General features: G+C 65.9%; 7 protein-coding genes and 3 pseudogenes. 8 read left to right on the plus strand and 2 right to left on the minus strand.

Translation table 11 applies throughout. From position 1 onward, the window contains the following. The first annotated feature begins 368 nt into the window (after positions 1-368). From BLW85_RS37750 to BLW85_RS37775, 8 genes and pseudogenes are all read left to right on the plus strand, one after another. Positions 369-1,589, plus strand: a pseudogene (locus tag BLW85_RS37750) (IS701 family transposase). 486 nt (positions 1,590-2,075) lie between these two features. Next, a complete protein-coding gene (locus tag BLW85_RS40830; RefSeq protein ID WP_341867959.1) occupies positions 2,076-4,022 on the plus strand; it encodes a DNRLRE domain-containing protein in 1,947 nt (648 codons plus the stop codon). Then, positions 3,938-6,319, plus strand: coding sequence for a LamG domain-containing protein (locus tag BLW85_RS40835; RefSeq protein ID WP_341867960.1), 2,382 nt, complete (start codon positions 3,938-3,940; stop codon positions 6,317-6,319). Before BLW85_RS40830 ends, BLW85_RS40835 begins: the two co-directional genes overlap by 85 nt. Positions 6,320-6,494: 175 nt before the next feature. After that, positions 6,495-12,044, plus strand: a pseudogene (locus BLW85_RS37760) (RHS repeat domain-containing protein); the annotation flags it as partial. Positions 12,045-12,930: 886 nt separating this feature from the next. Next, positions 12,931-13,374 carry a hypothetical protein gene (locus BLW85_RS39005; RefSeq protein ID WP_143060502.1) on the plus strand — a complete coding sequence of 148 codons (444 nt, stop codon included), beginning with the start codon at positions 12,931-12,933 and terminating at the stop codon, positions 13,372-13,374. Positions 13,375-13,767: 393 nt separating this feature from the next. Further along, a complete protein-coding gene (locus tag BLW85_RS37765) occupies positions 13,768-14,517 on the plus strand; it encodes an IS5/IS1182 family transposase (protein ID WP_074995912.1) in 750 nt (249 codons plus the stop codon). An 80-nt stretch (positions 14,518-14,597) separates the two neighbouring features. Beyond that, complete coding sequence (locus BLW85_RS37770) at positions 14,598-15,122, plus strand: Imm21 family immunity protein (protein ID WP_341867966.1); 525 nt, start codon at positions 14,598-14,600, stop codon at positions 15,120-15,122. Between the two features lie 190 nt (positions 15,123-15,312). Beyond that, positions 15,313-16,515 (plus strand): IS701 family transposase, encoded by a 1,203-nt coding sequence (locus BLW85_RS37775; protein WP_074995914.1) that lies wholly within the window; start codon positions 15,313-15,315, stop codon positions 16,513-16,515. Between the two features lie 336 nt (positions 16,516-16,851). Here the strand turns inward: BLW85_RS37775 and BLW85_RS37780 are convergent. Together BLW85_RS37780 and BLW85_RS39010 are read right to left on the minus strand one after the other, a co-directional pair. Further along, positions 16,852-17,068 (minus strand): annotated as a pseudogene (locus BLW85_RS37780) (NmrA family NAD(P)-binding protein); the annotation flags it as partial. Between the two features lie 544 nt (positions 17,069-17,612). After that, complete coding sequence (locus BLW85_RS39010) at positions 17,613-18,041, minus strand: hypothetical protein (protein ID WP_143060397.1); 429 nt, start codon at positions 18,039-18,041, stop codon at positions 17,613-17,615. Positions 18,042-18,138: the final 97 nt, after the last annotated feature.

Below are 18,138 nucleotides of genomic sequence, written 5' to 3' on the forward strand. Positions count from 1 at the left end.
CTCAACGAGGTGTCCGCCACTTGGTCCGGAGTGCGGTCGAGGACCTGCCGAATGAGCCGTTCCATCAGTTCGGGGCCGGTGAGGTCCACCCTCGTGGGCCGACGCCGAGCGACGACCTCCGGCCCGGCCGGTGCGCCGGTCTCTGCTGCTGGGCTTTCTCCTCGAACGACGCCGTGGTCTTGAGTGCGCGTGGTTAAGGCCCGTTCCGGCCGATGAAGTTGCACCAAGCTGTGCGGAGACCGGAGCGGCAGCAGTGGTGGTCAGCTTGGAGATTTCGGCACGGGTGCTGGCCTCGCCGGTTGCGCCTTGGCTCCTAGTAGTGCTTCGTTACCTTGGGTGATCTCGCCGGTGGTGGGCATTGTCCTGGTATGAGGTTGGGGGAGGTGGAACGGCTCCGGGGTGAGTTAGCGAGTTCGTTGCCGATGCGTTCGGGTCATTGCTGCGGCGGGATCAGCGGCGGTGGAGCGAGTGTTATCTGCGGGGTCTGATGCTGGACGGCCGTCGGAAGTCGATCCAGCCGATGGCCGATCGGTTGCCGGACGGCAACATGCAGGCCCTGCAGCAGTTCGTGAACCAGTCGCCGTGGGATCCGCTGCCGGTCAGGCGGCGGATCCCACGGCGACTGTGCGCGGCTGTCGTCCCGCAGGTGTGGGTGATCGACGACGTGTCGTTCCCCAAGTGCGGGACGGCGTCGGTCGGGGTGGCCCGCCAGTACTGCGGAGCGATGGCGAGACGGGCGAACTGCCAGGTCGCCGTCAGCCTCCATGCAGCCACCGACGCGGCCTCATGCCCGCTGCAGTGGCAGTTGTACTTACCCAAGGAGTGGACGGACGAGCCAGGACGCTGCCGCAGGGCCGGAGTCCCGGACGGCACCAGCCACCAGGAGAAATGGCGCCTCGCGCTCGGCCTGCCGACTGGCAACTGAAGGCCCCGATGGTGGTCGCCGACGCCGGCTACGGAGTCAGCACACCCTTCCGGACGGGCCTGGAAGAACGCGGTCTGTCCTACGTGCTCGCGCTGACGGGCAAGGAGGTCGCTCATCCCCGTGACGTCGAGCCGCACCGCCCTGCCTATGGCGGACTCGGACCGCCGCCCCTGCCCCGCTACCGCACCGAGCCACGACCCCTCTCGGCTCACGCGATCGAAGCTGGTGCGGACGGGTTCACCGAGATGACCTGGCGGCAGGGCAGCAAGGGTGCCATGACCTCCCGTTTCGCGGTGCTGACGGTGAGGCCGGCAGGCAAGCAGGTCCTGGCCGCCGCCCAGGCGGCGGGCGGCGGTTGCAACCGGTGGGAAGGTGTCCTGCCTCAACGCACCGTGCTGGTGGAGTGGCCCGCCGGCCACGACGCCCCGACGGGCTACTGGATATCGAACCTGCCCACGACCACCCCCATCGCCGATCTCGTGCGGTGGGCAAAGATGCGCTGGCGGATCGAGCACGACTACCGCGAACTCAAGCACGGCCTGGCCTGGACCACTTCGAGGGCCGCACCTGGCGCGGCTGGCACCACCACGTCACCCTCGTAACCGCCGCCCAGGCCTTCCTCACCCTCCGGCGGCTCGACCCAAGAGCTCAGATGCCGGCCTGACCCTCTACCAGGTCCTCGACGTACTCCAGGACCTGCTGAGGTGCTGGACCGGCACCTGCGCCACCTGCGGCCGACCCCTGCCGACCAGCAGAAGCAGACCCAGCACCTAACGAAGCACTACTAGTCGTCCTTGATGCGTCCGTCCAGAGCGCTCGCCCGCACTCATAGGGGACTGGGAGGGACGGCGAAACTCCTGAAGAGGCCTTGTAGCGCGGCGCCGAGCCTGCTGGGGGCAAGGATTCGGGCTCGCGCTCGGCGGAGGGCTGCTGTTGCCGGATACGAAAGGGGGCGAGGGCTGCCCCAATGGCTTCCCCCTGTGGTGCACGTCACTCGTTGGTCCGACGCTTTTGGTTCGATAGGGAGCAATGTCCACTTGTGACGATCTAGAAGTTGCCATGAACGTAGCTTTACCCTCCTGTGTGCGATCCGTGGAAGATCGTTCACGTTGCGTCAGAGTCTGGCAGGACTCTGTGGGGAGGGTGTGTCATGCCTGTGGGGGTGCGGCTGCGTGCCGCCGGGGTGATCTTGTCCACTGCGGTGGCGCTGAGTGGACTCGCGGTCACCAACGCGGTGGGTGCCGCCCGCACCGGGGCGCCGGCTGCTGTGACATCGGAAGCACCGTCCGCGGAGCAGCCCACGCTGACCGAGGCTGCGGCGTTTGTCCAGGCCAGGCGTACAGGTAAGCCGGTGGAGGTGGCCTCGCTGCGGGGAGAGAGCCGCGAGGTCTACGCCACGCCCGAGGGGAACCTGGAGGCGCGGGAGCATCTGCGGCCTGTGCGGGCCAGGGCGGGGGGCGAATGGAAGCCGATCGACACTGATTTGGCCAAGACGGACAGCGGCATGGTCGCGCCGAAGGTCATCGCCGTCGGCCTGGAGTTCTCGGGCGGCGGGACCGCGCCGATGGTGCGGATGACCAAGGCCGGGCGGACGTTGGCTCTGTCCTGGCCCGGCACGCTTCCTGCTCCTCGGATCGACGGTGACAACGCGACGTATCTTGATGTTCTGCCTGGTGTGGATCTGCGGCTCGGGGCGCAGGAAGACGGATTCACGCAATTGCTGGTGGTGAAGTCGGCTGAGGCTGCGGCCAGCAAGGAACTGGCGGCGCTGCGACTGAAGTTGGACGGCGACGGCGTGGACGTTCGTGAGACAGGCGGGGGTGGGCTGGAGGCTGTCGACAAGGGTGCCGGCAGCGCGGTGTTCGAGGCGCCGCAGCCGCTGATGTGGGATTCAAGTGGGGGCCCCGCGGCGGAGCAGACGGCTGCCGCGCGTTCCTTGGGCGCCGCGACGGCTGGAAGTGCTGCCGGCGACGAGCCCGGGGCGGCCGAGTCGGGGAAACTGGCGCCGGTCGATGTGGAGGTGCCAGCCGGGCAAGACGAGCTGGTGCTGAAGCCGGATACTGAGGTACTCAAGGGCCAGGACATGGTGTACCCGGTCTACATCGACCCGCAGTGGTACTCCCCGAAGGCGTCGGCGTGGACGATGGTGTCGAAGTACTGGGCGTCGTCGCCGCAATGGAAGTTCAACGGCGACTCCGACGCGGGTATGGGCTACTGCGGCTGGTCGTATTGCAAGCCGTACGACACCAAGCGTCTTTTCTACCGGATACCGGTATCGAAGTTCGCGGGGACGTCTGTGCTGTCGGCGGAGTTCGTGGTGCGCAACACATGGTCGGCGTCCTGTGGTGCACGCAGTGTGGAGCTGTGGCGGACGAAGGACATCTCGTCATCGACGACGTGGAACTCGCAGAACGCTGCCGGGTACTGGATCAAGCAGCTGTCTTCGCAGTCGTTCGCGTACGGCTACGAAGGATGTGCGGCCAAAGACGCCGAATTCGATGTGAAGTCTGCGGTTCAGGAGGCCGCGGACAAGAACTGGGCGACCATGACGTTCGGTCTCCAGGCCGCCAACGAGAGTGACGCCTACGGTTGGAAGCGGTTCTCCGGCGACGCGTATCTGCGGGTGAAGTACAACCGGCCGCCGTCCCAGATCAAGCTGTCGCAGCTGACGATGGAGTACGGCGGCGCGTGCAAGAAGTCAGCGGACGCGCCGCGCATACGCACACTGGGCAAGATCTACGCGAACAACGTCAGCGACCCGGACGCTGACAACGTTGCAGTGCAGTTCCAGGCGAAGTGGGACTCCGGGGACGGCAAGGGACTGATCGCGCGGTGGACGCCGGCGCTCACATCGTCCAAGAAGTCCGGGTCCAGCTTCTCGATCGCCTTGCCGTCATCGATCCCGCAGAACAAGCAGATCCAGTGGTACGCGCGCGCCTATGACGGGCCCAGTACTCGCCGTGGTCGTACGCGGGCGGCTCCACGAGCTGCTACTTCGTCTATGACACCTCAGTGCCCAAGGCACCGACGATCTCCTCCGGCGACTACCCGGCCTCCGACTCGGAGAACCCGGACGACCCCTGGTTCGACGGGGTAGGTAAGTACGGGTCATTCGAACTCAAAGCCGCGGACACCGATGTGACCAAGTACTGGTTCGGCATCAACGGCGACCCCACGTCGGCGAACACGATCATCACCTCCGCGGGTGCCGCGAAGACCGCGAAGATGCTGCCGGCCAAGGAGGGCCTGAACTTCGTCACGGCCAAGGCGTTCGACCAGGCAGGCAACGGCAGTGAGATCCGCACCTACCAGTTCCGCGTGAAGGCCGGGCAGCCGGAGCGGGCGATGTGGCAGATGGACGAGCCGGCCGGGGCAACCCAGGCTGCGGGATCGGCACCGGAACGCACCGCGGAGTTGAGAGGCGGTGTGACGCCGGGCGTGGACGGGGTGAAGGGCACGGCCATGTCCTTCAACGGGACCGACGGCTACGCCGTGACCGACATCCCCACCGTGGACACCTCAACCGGATTCTCGGTCTCCGCGTGGGCGAAGCTGTCGACGATGCCGGACCAGGCAGCCATCATCGCTGCCCAACCCGGCAACTACTCCCCGGGTTTCGAGCTGTACTACTCCAAGGCGTACGACAGGTGGGCGTTCAACCAGTACAAGGCCGATGTCTCGGGAGCGGGCATCGCGCGCGCCATGCAGCCTTCCGCAGGCGGAGCCAAAGCAGGGCAATGGACGCACCTCGTGGGCACCTACAGTTCCAGCAGCTACGAACTGAAGCTGTACGTCGACGGCGAACTCGTAGGCACCACGATCCACGACACCCCCTGGGACGCACGCCGGGGACTGCAGATCGGCGCCGGCTCCTACGACGGCAAACCGGCCTCGTTCTTCCCTGGCGTGATCGACGAGGTGCAGATCTTCGACAAGCCGATAACGGCCGCCGAGGTGACGCACTTGTACAACAAGGAACCGGTCCCCTCGGGGCGTCCGGCACGCGCGGTGTTCTCGATGGACGAGCCTGCCGATGCGACGAAGCTGACCGGCAGGGCTGAAGTACCGGCGGCCCGGTTCGTCGGAGGTGTCACCCCGGGGCAGCCGGGCGTCGCGGGCAAGGCGATGACGCTGAACGGCATCGACGGCTACGCCACCGCAGGCCGGCCGCTACTGAACAATCAGCGCGGCTTGACCGTGTCCGCGTGGGCCAAGCTCCCGAAGACCAAGCCGGATCACGCAGCGATCGTCGCCACGCAGACAAGTACCTACCGACCGGGCCTGGAGCTGTACTACTCCAAGGCGTACGACCGATGGGTGTTCAACCAGTACTCGGCCGACTCACCGGACGCCACACCGATTCGGGCCATGCAGGCCGACGGACAGACCGCCAACGGCGACACCTGGACGCACCTGGTCGGTGTACAGGACACGGTCGCCAAGAAACTCACCCTGTACGTCAACGGGGTGAAAGCCGGCGAGACCGATCTGAAGGCCAACTGGTACGCCGGCGGCGCGGTGCAGATCGGTGCCGGTTCCTACGACGGCAAGCTGGACTCGTTCTTCCCCGGACAAATCGACGACGTGCGCATGTTCGATCGTCCGGTGTCGGCGGCCGAGGTCCAGCAGATGTTCAAGCAGCGCCCGCTGGTCAAGGGACGCTGGACGTTCGAGACCGCCACGGGCTCCCCGCTCGTGACCCCGGACGCGTCAGCATCGGGTAACGCGATGACGCTCTACGGCGGCGCACAGATCGATTCCGGATGGGTCGACGGCGGCCTCACACTCGACGGCGTCGACGGCTACGGCGTCACCTCCACGGCGCCCGTGGACACCAGTGCCAGCTTCACCGTCAGCGCATGGGTTCAGGCTGCCGCCGTGCCGCAGAAGGGCGTGGCCCTGCTCAGCGTGCCCGGAACGACGCAAAACGCGTTCACGGTGCGCTATGAGCCAAGTGCCACACCTGACACGGATCCCGGGCGGTGGCGGGTTGCCATGGCCTCAGCGGACAGCAGCGATGCCACAGTCAAACAAGTCGACCACGGAAAGTTCTACAGCCCGACCGACTGGACGCACGTGGCCCTGGTCTACGACGGCTTCGCCAAACACCTGTCGCTGTACGTGAACGGTGAGCTGGAAGAGACCGTCTGCGCGGACGGGGACGACACGACCTGCACGGAGAACTTCTCGTGGGCGGATGACGTGCTGGCGTTCAAGTCGTCCCAGCCGATGCAACTCGGACGGGCCAGGACAGGGACAAGCACCTGGGGCGAGTACTGGCCCGGCACGGTCTCCGACGTGTGGTCGTTCCAAGGCGCATTGAGCAGCACCCAGATCGAGAGGCTGGCCATGGGCTGGCCCGGCATGCCCACCGACGTACCCGGTGACGACTGACCCACCCCGTCACCCGCCTACGACAAACCCTCGACTCGGCATTCAACTTCGCATCGGCCTGCGCTTCCAACGCAGGCCGGGCTTGCGGTGAAGGACGAAAGACAGGATGAACGGCAGATCCAGCAAGCGGTTCACACGGCTGCGACGACGTGTCGCACTGGCTTCGGCCGCGCTCATGGTCGGCACGCTCCTGCAGACAGCGACGCAGCCGGCCCTCGCGGCAGACCCCGGAACGGGCCGTCCCGCCGTCCCCAGTTCCGACAAACCGGTCCCCATGACCGGGGTCAAGGTCAAGCCCCGTACCTTGATGAAGCAACCGCGCACGCCGCAGACGCCGCCGAAGGCGGCCTGGCCCAAACCGGCAGCGGCAGTAGTCGAACTACCCTCCACCGCGACGAAAAACGCTGTACCCCCGGCTGTCAGGGCCAAGGGTCTTCCGTTGACCCTGGACACGCAGGGCAAGGCCAGCAACAAGCCGGTGGCCGGAGCGATCGAGGCTCGCGTCCTTGACCGCGAGACCGCCAAGAAGGCCTCCGTGGACGGGCCCCTCATCTCACTGCGACTGAAGGACAAAGACGCGGCCGGACAGGCGGGTCGGCCCGGCCATGTGCGAGCCAGCCTGGACTACTCCAGCTTCACCGACGCCTACGGCGGCGGCTACGCCTCCCGCCTCACTCTGATCGAACTGCCTGCGTGCGCGCTCACCACCCCCAACGAGGCACGCTGCCGCACCAGCAAGTCGGTGCCGACGGTCAACCACACCGAGAAGCAGACCCTCACCGCGCAGAACCTGTCTCTCAGCGCCGGCGCGCCCGCAGTTCTCGCCGCCGTGGCGGGGACACAGAGCGCAAACGGGGACTACAAGGCCACATCGCTGTCCCCCTCCGCGACCTGGAACACCAATCTGAACACCGGTGACTTCGCCTGGTCCTACAACATGCCCGTACCGGACGTTCCAGGCGGTCTTACCCCCAACGTCGCACTGTCGTACTCGTCGGGCTCCGTCGACGGCCGCACCGGCAACACCAACAACCAGGCGACCTGGGCGGGCGACGGCTTCGACATGTGGCCCGGTTTCATCGAACGCAGATACAAGCCCTGCGCCGACGAAGGTGAGAAGGACGCGGACGGCAACAAGCCCGGAGACGTGTGCTGGGCCTACGACAACGCCTTCCTCACCTTCAACGGCAAGGGCGGCGAACTGGTCCCGAACGGCACCAATTCCTGGAAGCTCAAAGAGGACGACGGCACCAAAATCGACCGCCTGACCTCCAGCGACCGCGGCAACGGCGACAACGACGGCGAATACTGGCGGCTGACCGACCCGAACGGCACCCGCTACTACTTCGGCTACAACCGGCTGCCCGGCTGGACGGACGGCAAAACAACCACCCAATCCGCCTGGACCGTCCCCGTCTTCGGAAACGACACGGGAGAACCCTGCCACGCCTCGACGTTCGCGGACTCGTGGTGCCAGCAGGCCTGGCGATGGAACCTCGACTACGCCGTCGACGTGCACGGCAACGCCATCGCCTACTACTACAACCAGGAGACCAACTCCTACGGCCGCAACCTGAAGGCCAAGGACAACACCCGCTACGTACGCGGCGGCACCCTCGACCACATCGAGTACGGCCTGAAGTCCTCCTCCATGTACGGCACCACGGCACTGGCCAAGGTCAGCTTCACCAGCACCGAGCGCTGCCTGTCCGCCACCGGCTGCTCGGACATCGACAAGGACCCCGCCCTCTGGTACGACACGCCCTGGGACCTGAACTGCGAGGCGGACAAGGACTGCGACAACGGCCGTTTCTCACCCGCATTCTTCACCCGCAAGAGGCTCACCCAGGTGACCACCCAGGTCTGGGACGGCAGCACCTACAAGGATGTCGACTCCTGGGCACTGACTCACCGCTGGGGCATGGCAGACACCGACTACCAGCTGCTGCTCGACTCCATCCAGCACACCGGACACACCGCCACCCCTTCCATCACCCTGCCGAAGACGACGTTCGCCTACACCCAGCTCGTCAACCGCCTCGACAAGACCGGTGACGGCTACCCGCCCTTCGTCAAGGACCGCCTTTCCACAGTCGCCGACGAGTCCGGCGGCCAGATAGACATCAACTACTCGCAGCCCGCCTGCGACTCCAACGCGCTGCCCACCCCCCAGACCAACACCACACGCTGCTTCCCCCAGTACATAGGCGGCAGCACCACGGACGACCCCGAACTGCAGTGGTTCAACAAGTACGTGGTCACCTCCGTGACCGCGACCGACCGCACCGGTGGCGCACCGGACCAGGTCACCTCCTACGCCTATCTGGGCGGGGCAGCCTGGCACTACGACGATGACGACGGTCTGACCAAGGAGAAGTTCAAGACCTGGTCGCAGTGGCGCGGCTACGGCCACGTGCGTGTGCAGACCGGCGGCCAGGGCGGCGCCTCGGCCATGAAATCGCAGGCGGACACCTACTTCCTGCGGGGCATGGACGGGGACCGCAAGGACACCTCCGGCGGCACCAAGTCCGTGACCATCACCCTGGACGGCGACGAAGGCGATCCGATCACCGACCACGAGTCGGCGGCAGGCTTCGCATACAAGACCGTCAGCTACTCCGGCCCCGACGGCAAGATCCTGGCCAAGACGGTCAACCGGCCCTGGCACCACGAAACAGCCAAGAAGACACGCGACTGGGGCACCGTCACCGCCAACTTCACCGGAACCTCCGACACCAAGAGCTGGACAACGCTGGACGACGGCGCCGGCTCCAAGTGGCGCACCACCTCCACCACCAACACCTACGACACCGTCGCCGGATGAATAAAGCAAGCCGACGACTTCGGCGACGACAGCACATCCGACGACGACACCTGCACGCGCACCTTCTACGCGACCAACACCACCGACAACATCCTCACCCTCCCATCCCGCGTCGAGACGGTGTCGAAGGCCTGCGCCGCAAGTACCAGCCGCCCCGCGGACGTGATGTCCGACGTACGAACCGCCTACGACGGCGGAGCCTACGACGCGGCTCCGACCAAGGGCGACGCCACGGCGAGCGCGACCCTCAAGGAGTACAACGGCACCACCGCCCTCTACCTGGAGTCCGGCGCCACCTACGACTCCTACGGCCGTGAGCTGACCAGCACCGACCTGACCGCCGACGTGACGGTCACCGCGGCCGGAACGATCACGCGAACCGAGCGCAAGGACGGCCGCACCACCACGACCGAACGCACCCCCGCCACCGGTTTCGCCACCACGGTGAAGGTAACCACGCCCCCCGCGAAAGCAGGCGACGCGACCACCGCACAGACGACGACCACCACCCAGGACATCCTGCGCGGCCTGCCCCAGGCACAGACCGACACCAACAACAACACCACCAACTTCGCCTACGACGCCCTCGGACGCTCGACCAAGGTATGGCTGGCCGACACCCTCACCGGCCAGACCCCCAACTACCAATTCACCTACACGGTCAACGACAACCAGCCAGTCGCCGTGGGCACCAAGACGCTCGGCAACAGAAGCGTCCAGCGCACCTCCTACACGCTCTACGACGGCTTCCTGCGACCCCGCCAGACCCAGGACCCAGGCCCGGACGGCGGACGCCTGCTGACCGACACCTTCTACGACGAACGCGGCCTCGTCTCACAGCAGTTCGCGACCTACTACGCAAACGGGGCACCCAGCACCGGCCTGCTCAAGCCCGCCGATGCCCTGAGCGTGGAAACGCAGAGCCGCTACAAGTACGACGGCCTGGGACGCCAAACCGAAGCGAAACAGATCGCAGGCAACGGCGACGGCGGCCCCACCCTGGCCACCACCACAACAATCTACGGCGGCGACCGCACCACAGTCATCCCACCCACCGGCGGCACCACCACCACCACGCTCGTCGACGCCCGCGGCCAGACCACCGAACTGCGCCAGCACCACACCCCAAGCGCGAACAGCGCATACGACAGCACTAAGTACACCTACACACCGCGCGGAGAACTGAAACGGATCACTGACCCGGCAGGCAACACCTGGGCCTACGAATACGACCTGCTCGGCCGGCAGAAGGTGACCACCGACCCGGACAAGGGCACCACCACCAGCACATACGACGACCACGGTCAGCTGACCACGACCAAGGACGCCCGCCCCCAAACCCCGGCCCTGTGGCACGGCTACGACAACCTCGGCCGCCAGACCGAACTACGAGAAAGCTCCGCCACCGGCACCCTGCGCGCCTCCTGGACATACGACACCATCAGCGGCGCCAAGGGCCAACTGGCACAGTCCACCCGCTACAACGACGGCAACGCCTACACCACCAAGGTCGTCGCCTACGACCACCTCTACCGCCCACTGCGCACCTCCATATCCATCCCGCCTTCCGAAGGCGATCTCAAGGGCGACTACCTGACGGGGACCACGTACAACACATCGGGCACAGTGCAGGGCATCGGCTACCCGAAGGCAGGCTCCCTGCCGGCAGCGACCGTGACCTACACCTACGAGGATGACACCCTGCGCCCGATCACGATGGGCAGCAGCCAGGGCCTGAACTCCGTCACCAGCTACTACCTCACCGGCAAACCATCCCAGTACGAGCTGAGCAAGAGCGGCAGCAAAAAGACCTGGGTCACCAACACCTACGAGTGGGGCACACAGCGCCTGGAGTCCTCACGGGTCGACCGCCAGGACATCGCCGGCGTCGACCAGAACAGCACCTACCACTACGACGACGCCGGCAACGTCCTGTCCGTCTCCGACGCCTCCCGCGACGGGACCGACACCCAGTGCTTCACCTACGACTACCTCGCCCGCCTCCGCGAAGCCTGGACCCAGAACACCACCAACTGCGCTAGCACCCCCAGCGGCAGTGTGCTGGGCGGCCCGGCCCCCTACTGGACGTCTTACACCTACGACCTCGTCGGCAACCGCTCCACGGAAACAGTCCACAACACCGCAGGCGATACCACCAAGGACACCGAGCGCACCTACCACTTCCCTGACCCGGGCAGCAACCAACCACACGCCCTCTCCTCGATCACGACCACCGGGCCCACCGGCACTGCAGAGGACAGCTACGACTACGACGAGACCGGCAACACCACCGGCCGCACCCTGAACGGCACAAAGCAAACACTCGACTGGGACATCGAAGGCCACCTCGCCAAGGTCACCGAACCCGGCGAAGGCAATACCAGCAAGACCACCGAATACCTCTACGACGCCGACGGCAACCGCCTCATCGGCCGCACCCCCACCGAAACCACCCTCTACCTCGGCAACACCGAAATCACCCTGACCAAGGGATCCACCACCCCCAAGGCCACCCGCTACTACGACCTCGGCGGCGGCCACACCGCCGTCCAGACCGACGACGGCAACGTCTCCTTCACCCTCGCCGACCACCACGGCACCGCCCAACTCGCCATCGACGCCACCACCCAGAAACTCACCCAGCGCCGCACCCTGCCGTTCGGCGGCACCCGCGGCACCGTGCCGACCACATGGCCCGGCACCAAGGGCTTCGTCGGCGGCACAGACGACACCAAAACCACTGGCCTTACCCACCTCGGCGCCCGCGAATATGACTCCACCACAGGCCGATTCCTCAGCGTCGACCCCCTCCTCGACAGCAGCGATCCGCAGGCCCTCAACGCGTACGCCTACAGCAACAACAGCCCTGTAACGCACTCCGACCCGGCTGGGTTGTGCTTCGCCGACGTCTGTGGCGTCGGTACTCCCAAGGGAAACGTGGTCGGTGGCTCAAGCGGCATCATCACAGACGGACCGATCGACCCAGGCAACCCCAGCGCTGGCAGCTGCCACCACGGACACTGCGGACCCGTCCATTACAACAAGTCGCCACACAACACGGGTAATCCCCGCAGCACCAGCAAGACCAGTAATGATGGCGGCACCGTTGTCTACTTCGTTGCCCCGACCATTGAGGACACCACTCCGCAGAGATACCAGTACGAGGTAAACGGAGTCTGCGTTTATGCAGTCGCAGGTAATTGCAATACTCCTCCGACTCCTCAGACTGCTGAGATCCCTGACCTTCCTTGCGTGGATGGCGATAAACTGTGCGGCATAAGGAATTCCTACTATAAAACGATGGTGGCGATGGCTCCTTCTGCCGGTCTGATCGCCGCCAAGGCTTGGGCCGAAGCGAACACTACGAAAGTTTTCCGGGTGGAGAGCTCCGGTAATGCGAGAATACGTGTTTCGGGAGGCGGATATCCTCTCATTCGAAACCCTAAGAAGATGCTTTTTCTGAACTTCGGCAACAAGAAGAGATTGACCGAATATCTTGAGCGTAAGAAATCCGACCCGAGGTATTCAGGTAGTACTGTCAAGTCGTTCCGGGTTGACGACTCCTTCGTTCAATGGCTACGAGACACTGCAGTGCCTGAGAGTATGGCGAAGGATTTTCCTGATGCACCACTGAAGGTCGATATGAAATTCCGGGACCAGTACGGCCTCCGCCCGCAGCACATACAGGAGATGTACAACCATATAATCCCGGGTAGTGCGGAAGAGAACTGAACTCGGCGAGGTCCGTTCCGGCGGGCCTCGCCGTCGATCCCTCGGAAGTGGTTTCATGCTGGAGATCTGTGCATCCGGTGATGAGGTTAGTCGACTCAGGCTGGCTGATGTCGTTGGAGTGCTTCGTCGCGTTAGAATTATGGGGAAAGTCGGGGAAGAATTTTGGGATGCCAACCTGCCTGAATGGCTGCTTGATAAATTCTCTCCTGAGCGGACCAGGGAAGAGAAAATGGCATGGCTGACTCAGTGGAGGCGAGCCAGTCTTGAGGTGCAAGCCCGCATGGTGGCCGAGCAAGGGTGGGAACTTATGCAATGGGCATATTGGTTCGGCGATGAAAACGAAGAATGGGTGCTGTGGTCCGTAGAGGCTGATGCAATGAACCATTTGCTTAAGATTCGGCTTAAGGGTGCAGATGAGCAGTCGCCTGTCAGTGCGGTGAAGTGGCTCGTTGAGCAGAGCGGTTGTCACGTGTCTGGAATGACAGTCTTCCAAGAGTAACAATCCGCACTCGGCGGAAAATGCTCCCGGCTCTTCATCGGCGAACCGCGGCAGGTACCGCCCGCCAAGGAAGCGCCGACCGTCGAGGAAATCGTCGCCCACCTGCAGCAGATTGACGATCGCAGCAGTTACGACGTCCTTCTCAGCGGCCTCGATGAAATTAACACCGCCCTGCCGCTAAAGACTGTCCCGTAACCATTGGCTGGCGCAGGCGTTGAGCCGCCCCCTGTGCTGGCCGCCGGGTGCCGCGGGCGTTGTCAGTGGGCGAGGGCACACTGAGCGCTTTCAGAGCGGCCACTGATCGGGTGACGGACCGGCGTCCCGCAACGCACGAGGCTCCTGTGCCGTTGAGAGAGATGTTCGACGTCTCAACTCATCAGCTCAGGAGCCTCGTTGGTTCCCTATCCTGCCGCACTTGACCTGCCTCACGCCCTGGTCGAGTGGATAACCATGCTCATCGTCACCCGTGAGGGTGACCGCCGCTGCAAGCTCCCGCCTCACCAACGTGCTCTCGTCGCCCTGGTCTACCTGCGCCGGCACGACCCGCTCGCGCAGATCGCCGCCGGCTTCGGCATATCCGTCGGCACCGCCCACGCCTACGTCAACACCGTCGTCGGCCACCTCTCCCGCCGGGCGCCCGGCCTGCTGCGGGTCTTGCGGGAGACCGATCCCGAGCACGTCCTGCTCGACGGGACGCTCGCCGAGTGCGACCGCGTCGGCGACAGCCGGGCCGACTTCTCGCAGAAGCACCGCCGTCACGGGGTGAACGTGCAGGTCGTGGCCGATCCCGCGGGCAGGCTGCTGTGGATCTCGCCCGCCCGTCCCGGCCGCACCCACGACCTGACCGCGGCCCGCGCCCACCGCATCATCCGGATCTGCGAACGCCAGGGCATTCCCGTTCTCGCCGACCGCGCCCACATCGGCGCCGGCTCCTGGGTGACCACGCCGGTCAGACGGCTCCCGCACCAGGACCTCACCGCGACTCAGCAGACGATCAACCGGGCCCTGTCGGCGGCGCGGGCGCCAGTCGAACGAAGCGTCGCGAGACTGAAGTCCTGGCGCGTCTTCCGTCGAGCCCGCTGCAGCCCCAACCATATGAGCGTCATCGCCGCCGCCGTCCTCACCCTGGAGAGGCAACGCTGAAAACGCTCACTGCCTGCATGAGCGAATCTTCATCCATCGCAGCCGATGCGTCCCATGCCTCCCCTGTCTGGGTGGAGTCGATGGGCGGCCCTTTGATCGTCGTCCCCGTCTCCGCCCTTAGTGCATGGTGCGGCTGCACTGAGAGCGGGGTCATGGCAGGAGACGCCACCGCTCCAGACGACTACGACCGGGCCTGTGCGGTGGACGATCTGGCCGATGTGATCACCGTTGGCGACAACGGTGCGCAAGCACTGGTGCTGGCGGACGAGCCGGCCACCAGCTGCTACCTGCCCGAGCGCCGAGCGTTCCTGCGGTGGCTTGCCGCCGACTCTGAGTCCGGACTGAGGGCCGCGGCAGACGCTGTCCTCGCAGATTCGGCCACAGCGTGGGAGGAGTGCGGCACCTGGGCGTCGGGCGGTCCGGCCGTGCTCATGGACTCCGCCGAAGCGGGCTCCGAACTCGGCATCGAGTATCCCGGCGGCGGGCTGCCCTCCCAGGCATCGGTCCCGCTGCCAGCTGGCCGCTGGAGGGTCCGGGCCACCCACACCAAGGTGGACAAGGAGAACTGGGTCGGTCTGGTTCAGCTCCTGCCCACCGATTCCTGAACGGGCAGTGCTTCCGTCGGATGCGGTTAGTACTCCAGTCGCAGTTCGCTATCGCTGCTGGTCAGAGCCCTGTTCTGGAGTGTACTCGACTGACGCATCGTCAGATAGGCGGGGTTCGTGACCTCGAGTGCGACGGGCCGTTGTGCTTGTCGTGCAAGATGATGTGCGGCCCGAGGTCTGATCGGCGGAACTGGAAGAGTTGCTGGTGCGGATCGGTCACCGGTTCGGGCGGGTTGATCTGCGGCGGCGGATGCGAGCCTATGTGCATGGCCTGCTCGGGCCGGTGGGCCGCAAGAACAGCTGGCAACTGGCCGAGCATGCCGGTCACCGCACTCCCGCCGGGCTGCAGCACCTGCTGAGCCGCGCCTGCTGGGACCCCGACGAGATCCGCGACGACCTGCAGGAATACGTTGCCGAGAAGCTCGGGACCCCGGCGGGTGTACTGATCATCGACGACACCGGGTTCATCAAGAAGGGCACGGTCTCGGCGGGGGTGCAGCGGCAGTACTCCGGCACCGCCGGCCGCACGGAGAACTGCCAGATCGGCGTGTTCGCCGCCTACTCCAGCGTCAGAGGCCGGGCGCTGGTGGACCGGGAACTCTACCTGCCGAAGTCCTGGACCTCCGATCCGGGCCGCTGCGCCCAGGCGAAGATCCCCGACGGGCGCGCGTTCGCCACCAAGGGCGACCTTGCGAAGGGCATCATCATGCGGGCACTGGCCTCCCCGCTGCCGATCTCCTGGGTGACCGCCGACTCGGCCTACGGCCAGGAGTGGCGGCTGCGCCGCATGCTGGAGGAGGCCGGCGTCGGCTATGTCCTGGCCGTGCCAAAGTCACAGCACGTGCACGCCGTTGGCCGCATCGACTTCGCCATCGCCCAGGCCCCCGAGGGCGCCTGGGAACGCCACTCCTGCGGGGCTGGCGCGAAGGGGCCACGCGTCTACGACTGGGCCGCAGCCCGGCTGCCCGTTATCGACGACTTCGACGGTGATGAGCCCACCCATGACCGGTGGGTGCTGGCCCGCCGCAGCCTGGCCCGTCCGGACGAGATCGCCTATTACCTCGCCTACGCGCCAGCCGGCACTCCCGTCGCCGAGCTGGCACGGATCGCCGGGGCGCGCTGGGCGATCGAGGAGGCCTTCCAGGCTGCGAAGAACGAATGCGGCCTGGATCAGTACGAGGTCCGCCGGTATCCCGGCTGGTACCGGCACATCACCCTGGCCATGCTCGCCCACGCCTTCCTCGCCGCAATGGCCGCCGCTGCGAGGACCGAAAGGGGGGCGGCAGAAACGGTTCCGACGCCCTCGCACCGCTCACCGTGGCGGAAATCCGGCGACTCCTGGCAACTGGCCGCCCCATGCCGACGCACCTGCGGCACACCGGTCACGCGCTGAACTGGTCTCGTTGGCGTCGCCGTCACCAGGCCACCGCCCGCCGCTGCCACTACCACCGTCGCACTCGAGGTCACGAACCCCGCCTATCTGACGATGCGTCAGTCGAGTACACTCCAGAACAGGGCTCTGACCAGCAGCGATGGCGAATTGCGACTGGAGTACTAGAGGGGTGGGCTGTCGATGGCGGGACGTCCTGAGAGCCCACTCGATCCCAGCACCGGGCCGGTGGCGCGGTTCGCGGCCGAGTTACGCAAACTCTGTGCGGAAGCCGGGAGCCCGACCTACCGGGTGATGGCGCAGCGCGCGGGTCAGGGGGCAAGCACCTTGTCGCAGGCTGCCGGGCGCCTCCGCGGTGTCGAGCAGGAGCGCGGCGGCGACCCGGCTGATGTCCCTGAACGAGATCATCTTCAGGGCGACGTCCTCCGGCAGCGGCAGCCTCAGCACGATCTCCCCATGCTCCAGGCTCGGTGCCATCACGCTCGCGAAGTTCTCCATGAAGGCGGTCGCGCGAACCATCGTGCCCCCTGAGGCCGGACTTCCTCAGGTGCTCCTTGGAGGACTTGCTGGAGTTGGCCGCCGCGGCCGGCCCGCTCGCGGCCGCCCCCGCTGCCTGGACCGCCGACGTCCTCAGGTACTCGCCGTCCTCGGCCGGCCGGAGCTCGCCGCGGTCTACCTCGCCGCCGCTGCGAGTGCCGCGCGCCACCCTGACACCTTCCCCGCTGGCCCGGCCGATGCCGTCCTCACCGCGCTCACCCTGAGTCGTGTCCTGCCCGCCCCTTGCCCCTCATGTCCCGGACGCGGTTGAGTTCACCGGCCGGGCATGGTCCGCTCTGCTGCGCTTCGTGTGGCGTACCGGCACCGGGCCTCGACGGTGACCTGCCGGCCGTCCTGGACCACTTGCACGCCTTCGTCGAGCCCCTGACCCGTCCCGCCGTCCCACCGGCCGGTTCGGCAGGCCTCGATGGCCGCGTCCTGGAGAGCCGCGGAAGGCAGCGGCGAAGCGAGGCGATGCGACGCGAGCAGAAACTCCACTGTCCGCCCTGCCCTTCGACCGGTCAGGGGGTGGACGAGGGGTTCCCGTGTCGCGTCGCTTTGTCTTAGAAACGCTGGATGGCGAGGATTTGTCCGTTGGTGGCGTATACGGTCACTTGGGCATAGCCTGTGCCGGTCTGCCAGTTTCGGTAGGCGGAGGCGATTTGCTGGGCTTGTGCGGTGTATCTGCTCGCGATGCGGCCGTCCCAGTCGGTGTGTATCTCTACTTTGTGATTGCCGGTGTGGGCGCTGAGTTGGGTGACGTGTCTGGTCGCGGTTTTCTCGGGTGGGGTGCCTTCCTGGGCGACCCATAGTTTGAAAGTGCTGGCCTCCGATGTTGGTGCGGCTCCAGTCTTGGGTGGTGCTTCGTCGAAGGTGTCACTGCCTTGGGTGGATGCGGTTTGCGTCGTGTGTGGGCTTTGTTCGGCGCTTGCGACGACGCCGACGACGGCCATGGCGATGATGCCGCCAGTGATCAGCTTTCCCTTGCGCATGGTGAAACCTCGTGTTCGAGTGAATGGGTGTGCTCCGGCCGCGGGAGCGGGAAGCGGGCGGGGGTTTGCCTGCCTGACCCCGTCCGGAGGCGTGAGA

The sequence above is a fragment of the Streptomyces misionensis genome (genome assembly GCF_900104815.1).
GTDB lineage: Bacteria > Actinomycetota > Actinomycetes > Streptomycetales > Streptomycetaceae > Streptomyces > Streptomyces misionensis.

Bases quoted from the DNA above. Each gene is read 5' to 3' on its own strand.
- BLW85_RS37770 (WP_341867966.1), top strand. From the start codon at position 14,598: ATGGGCGGCCCTTTGATCGTCGTCCCCGTCTCCGCCCTTAGTGCATGG.
- BLW85_RS39005 (WP_143060502.1), top strand. From the start codon at position 12,931: ATGCTGGAGATCTGTGCATCCGGTGATGAGGTTAGTCGACTCAGGCTG.
- BLW85_RS40830 (WP_341867959.1), top strand. From the start codon at position 2,076: ATGCCTGTGGGGGTGCGGCTGCGTGCCGCCGGGGTGATCTTGTCCACT.
- BLW85_RS39010 (WP_143060397.1), bottom strand. From the start codon at position 18,041: ATGCGCAAGGGAAAGCTGATCACTGGCGGCATCATCGCCATGGCCGTC.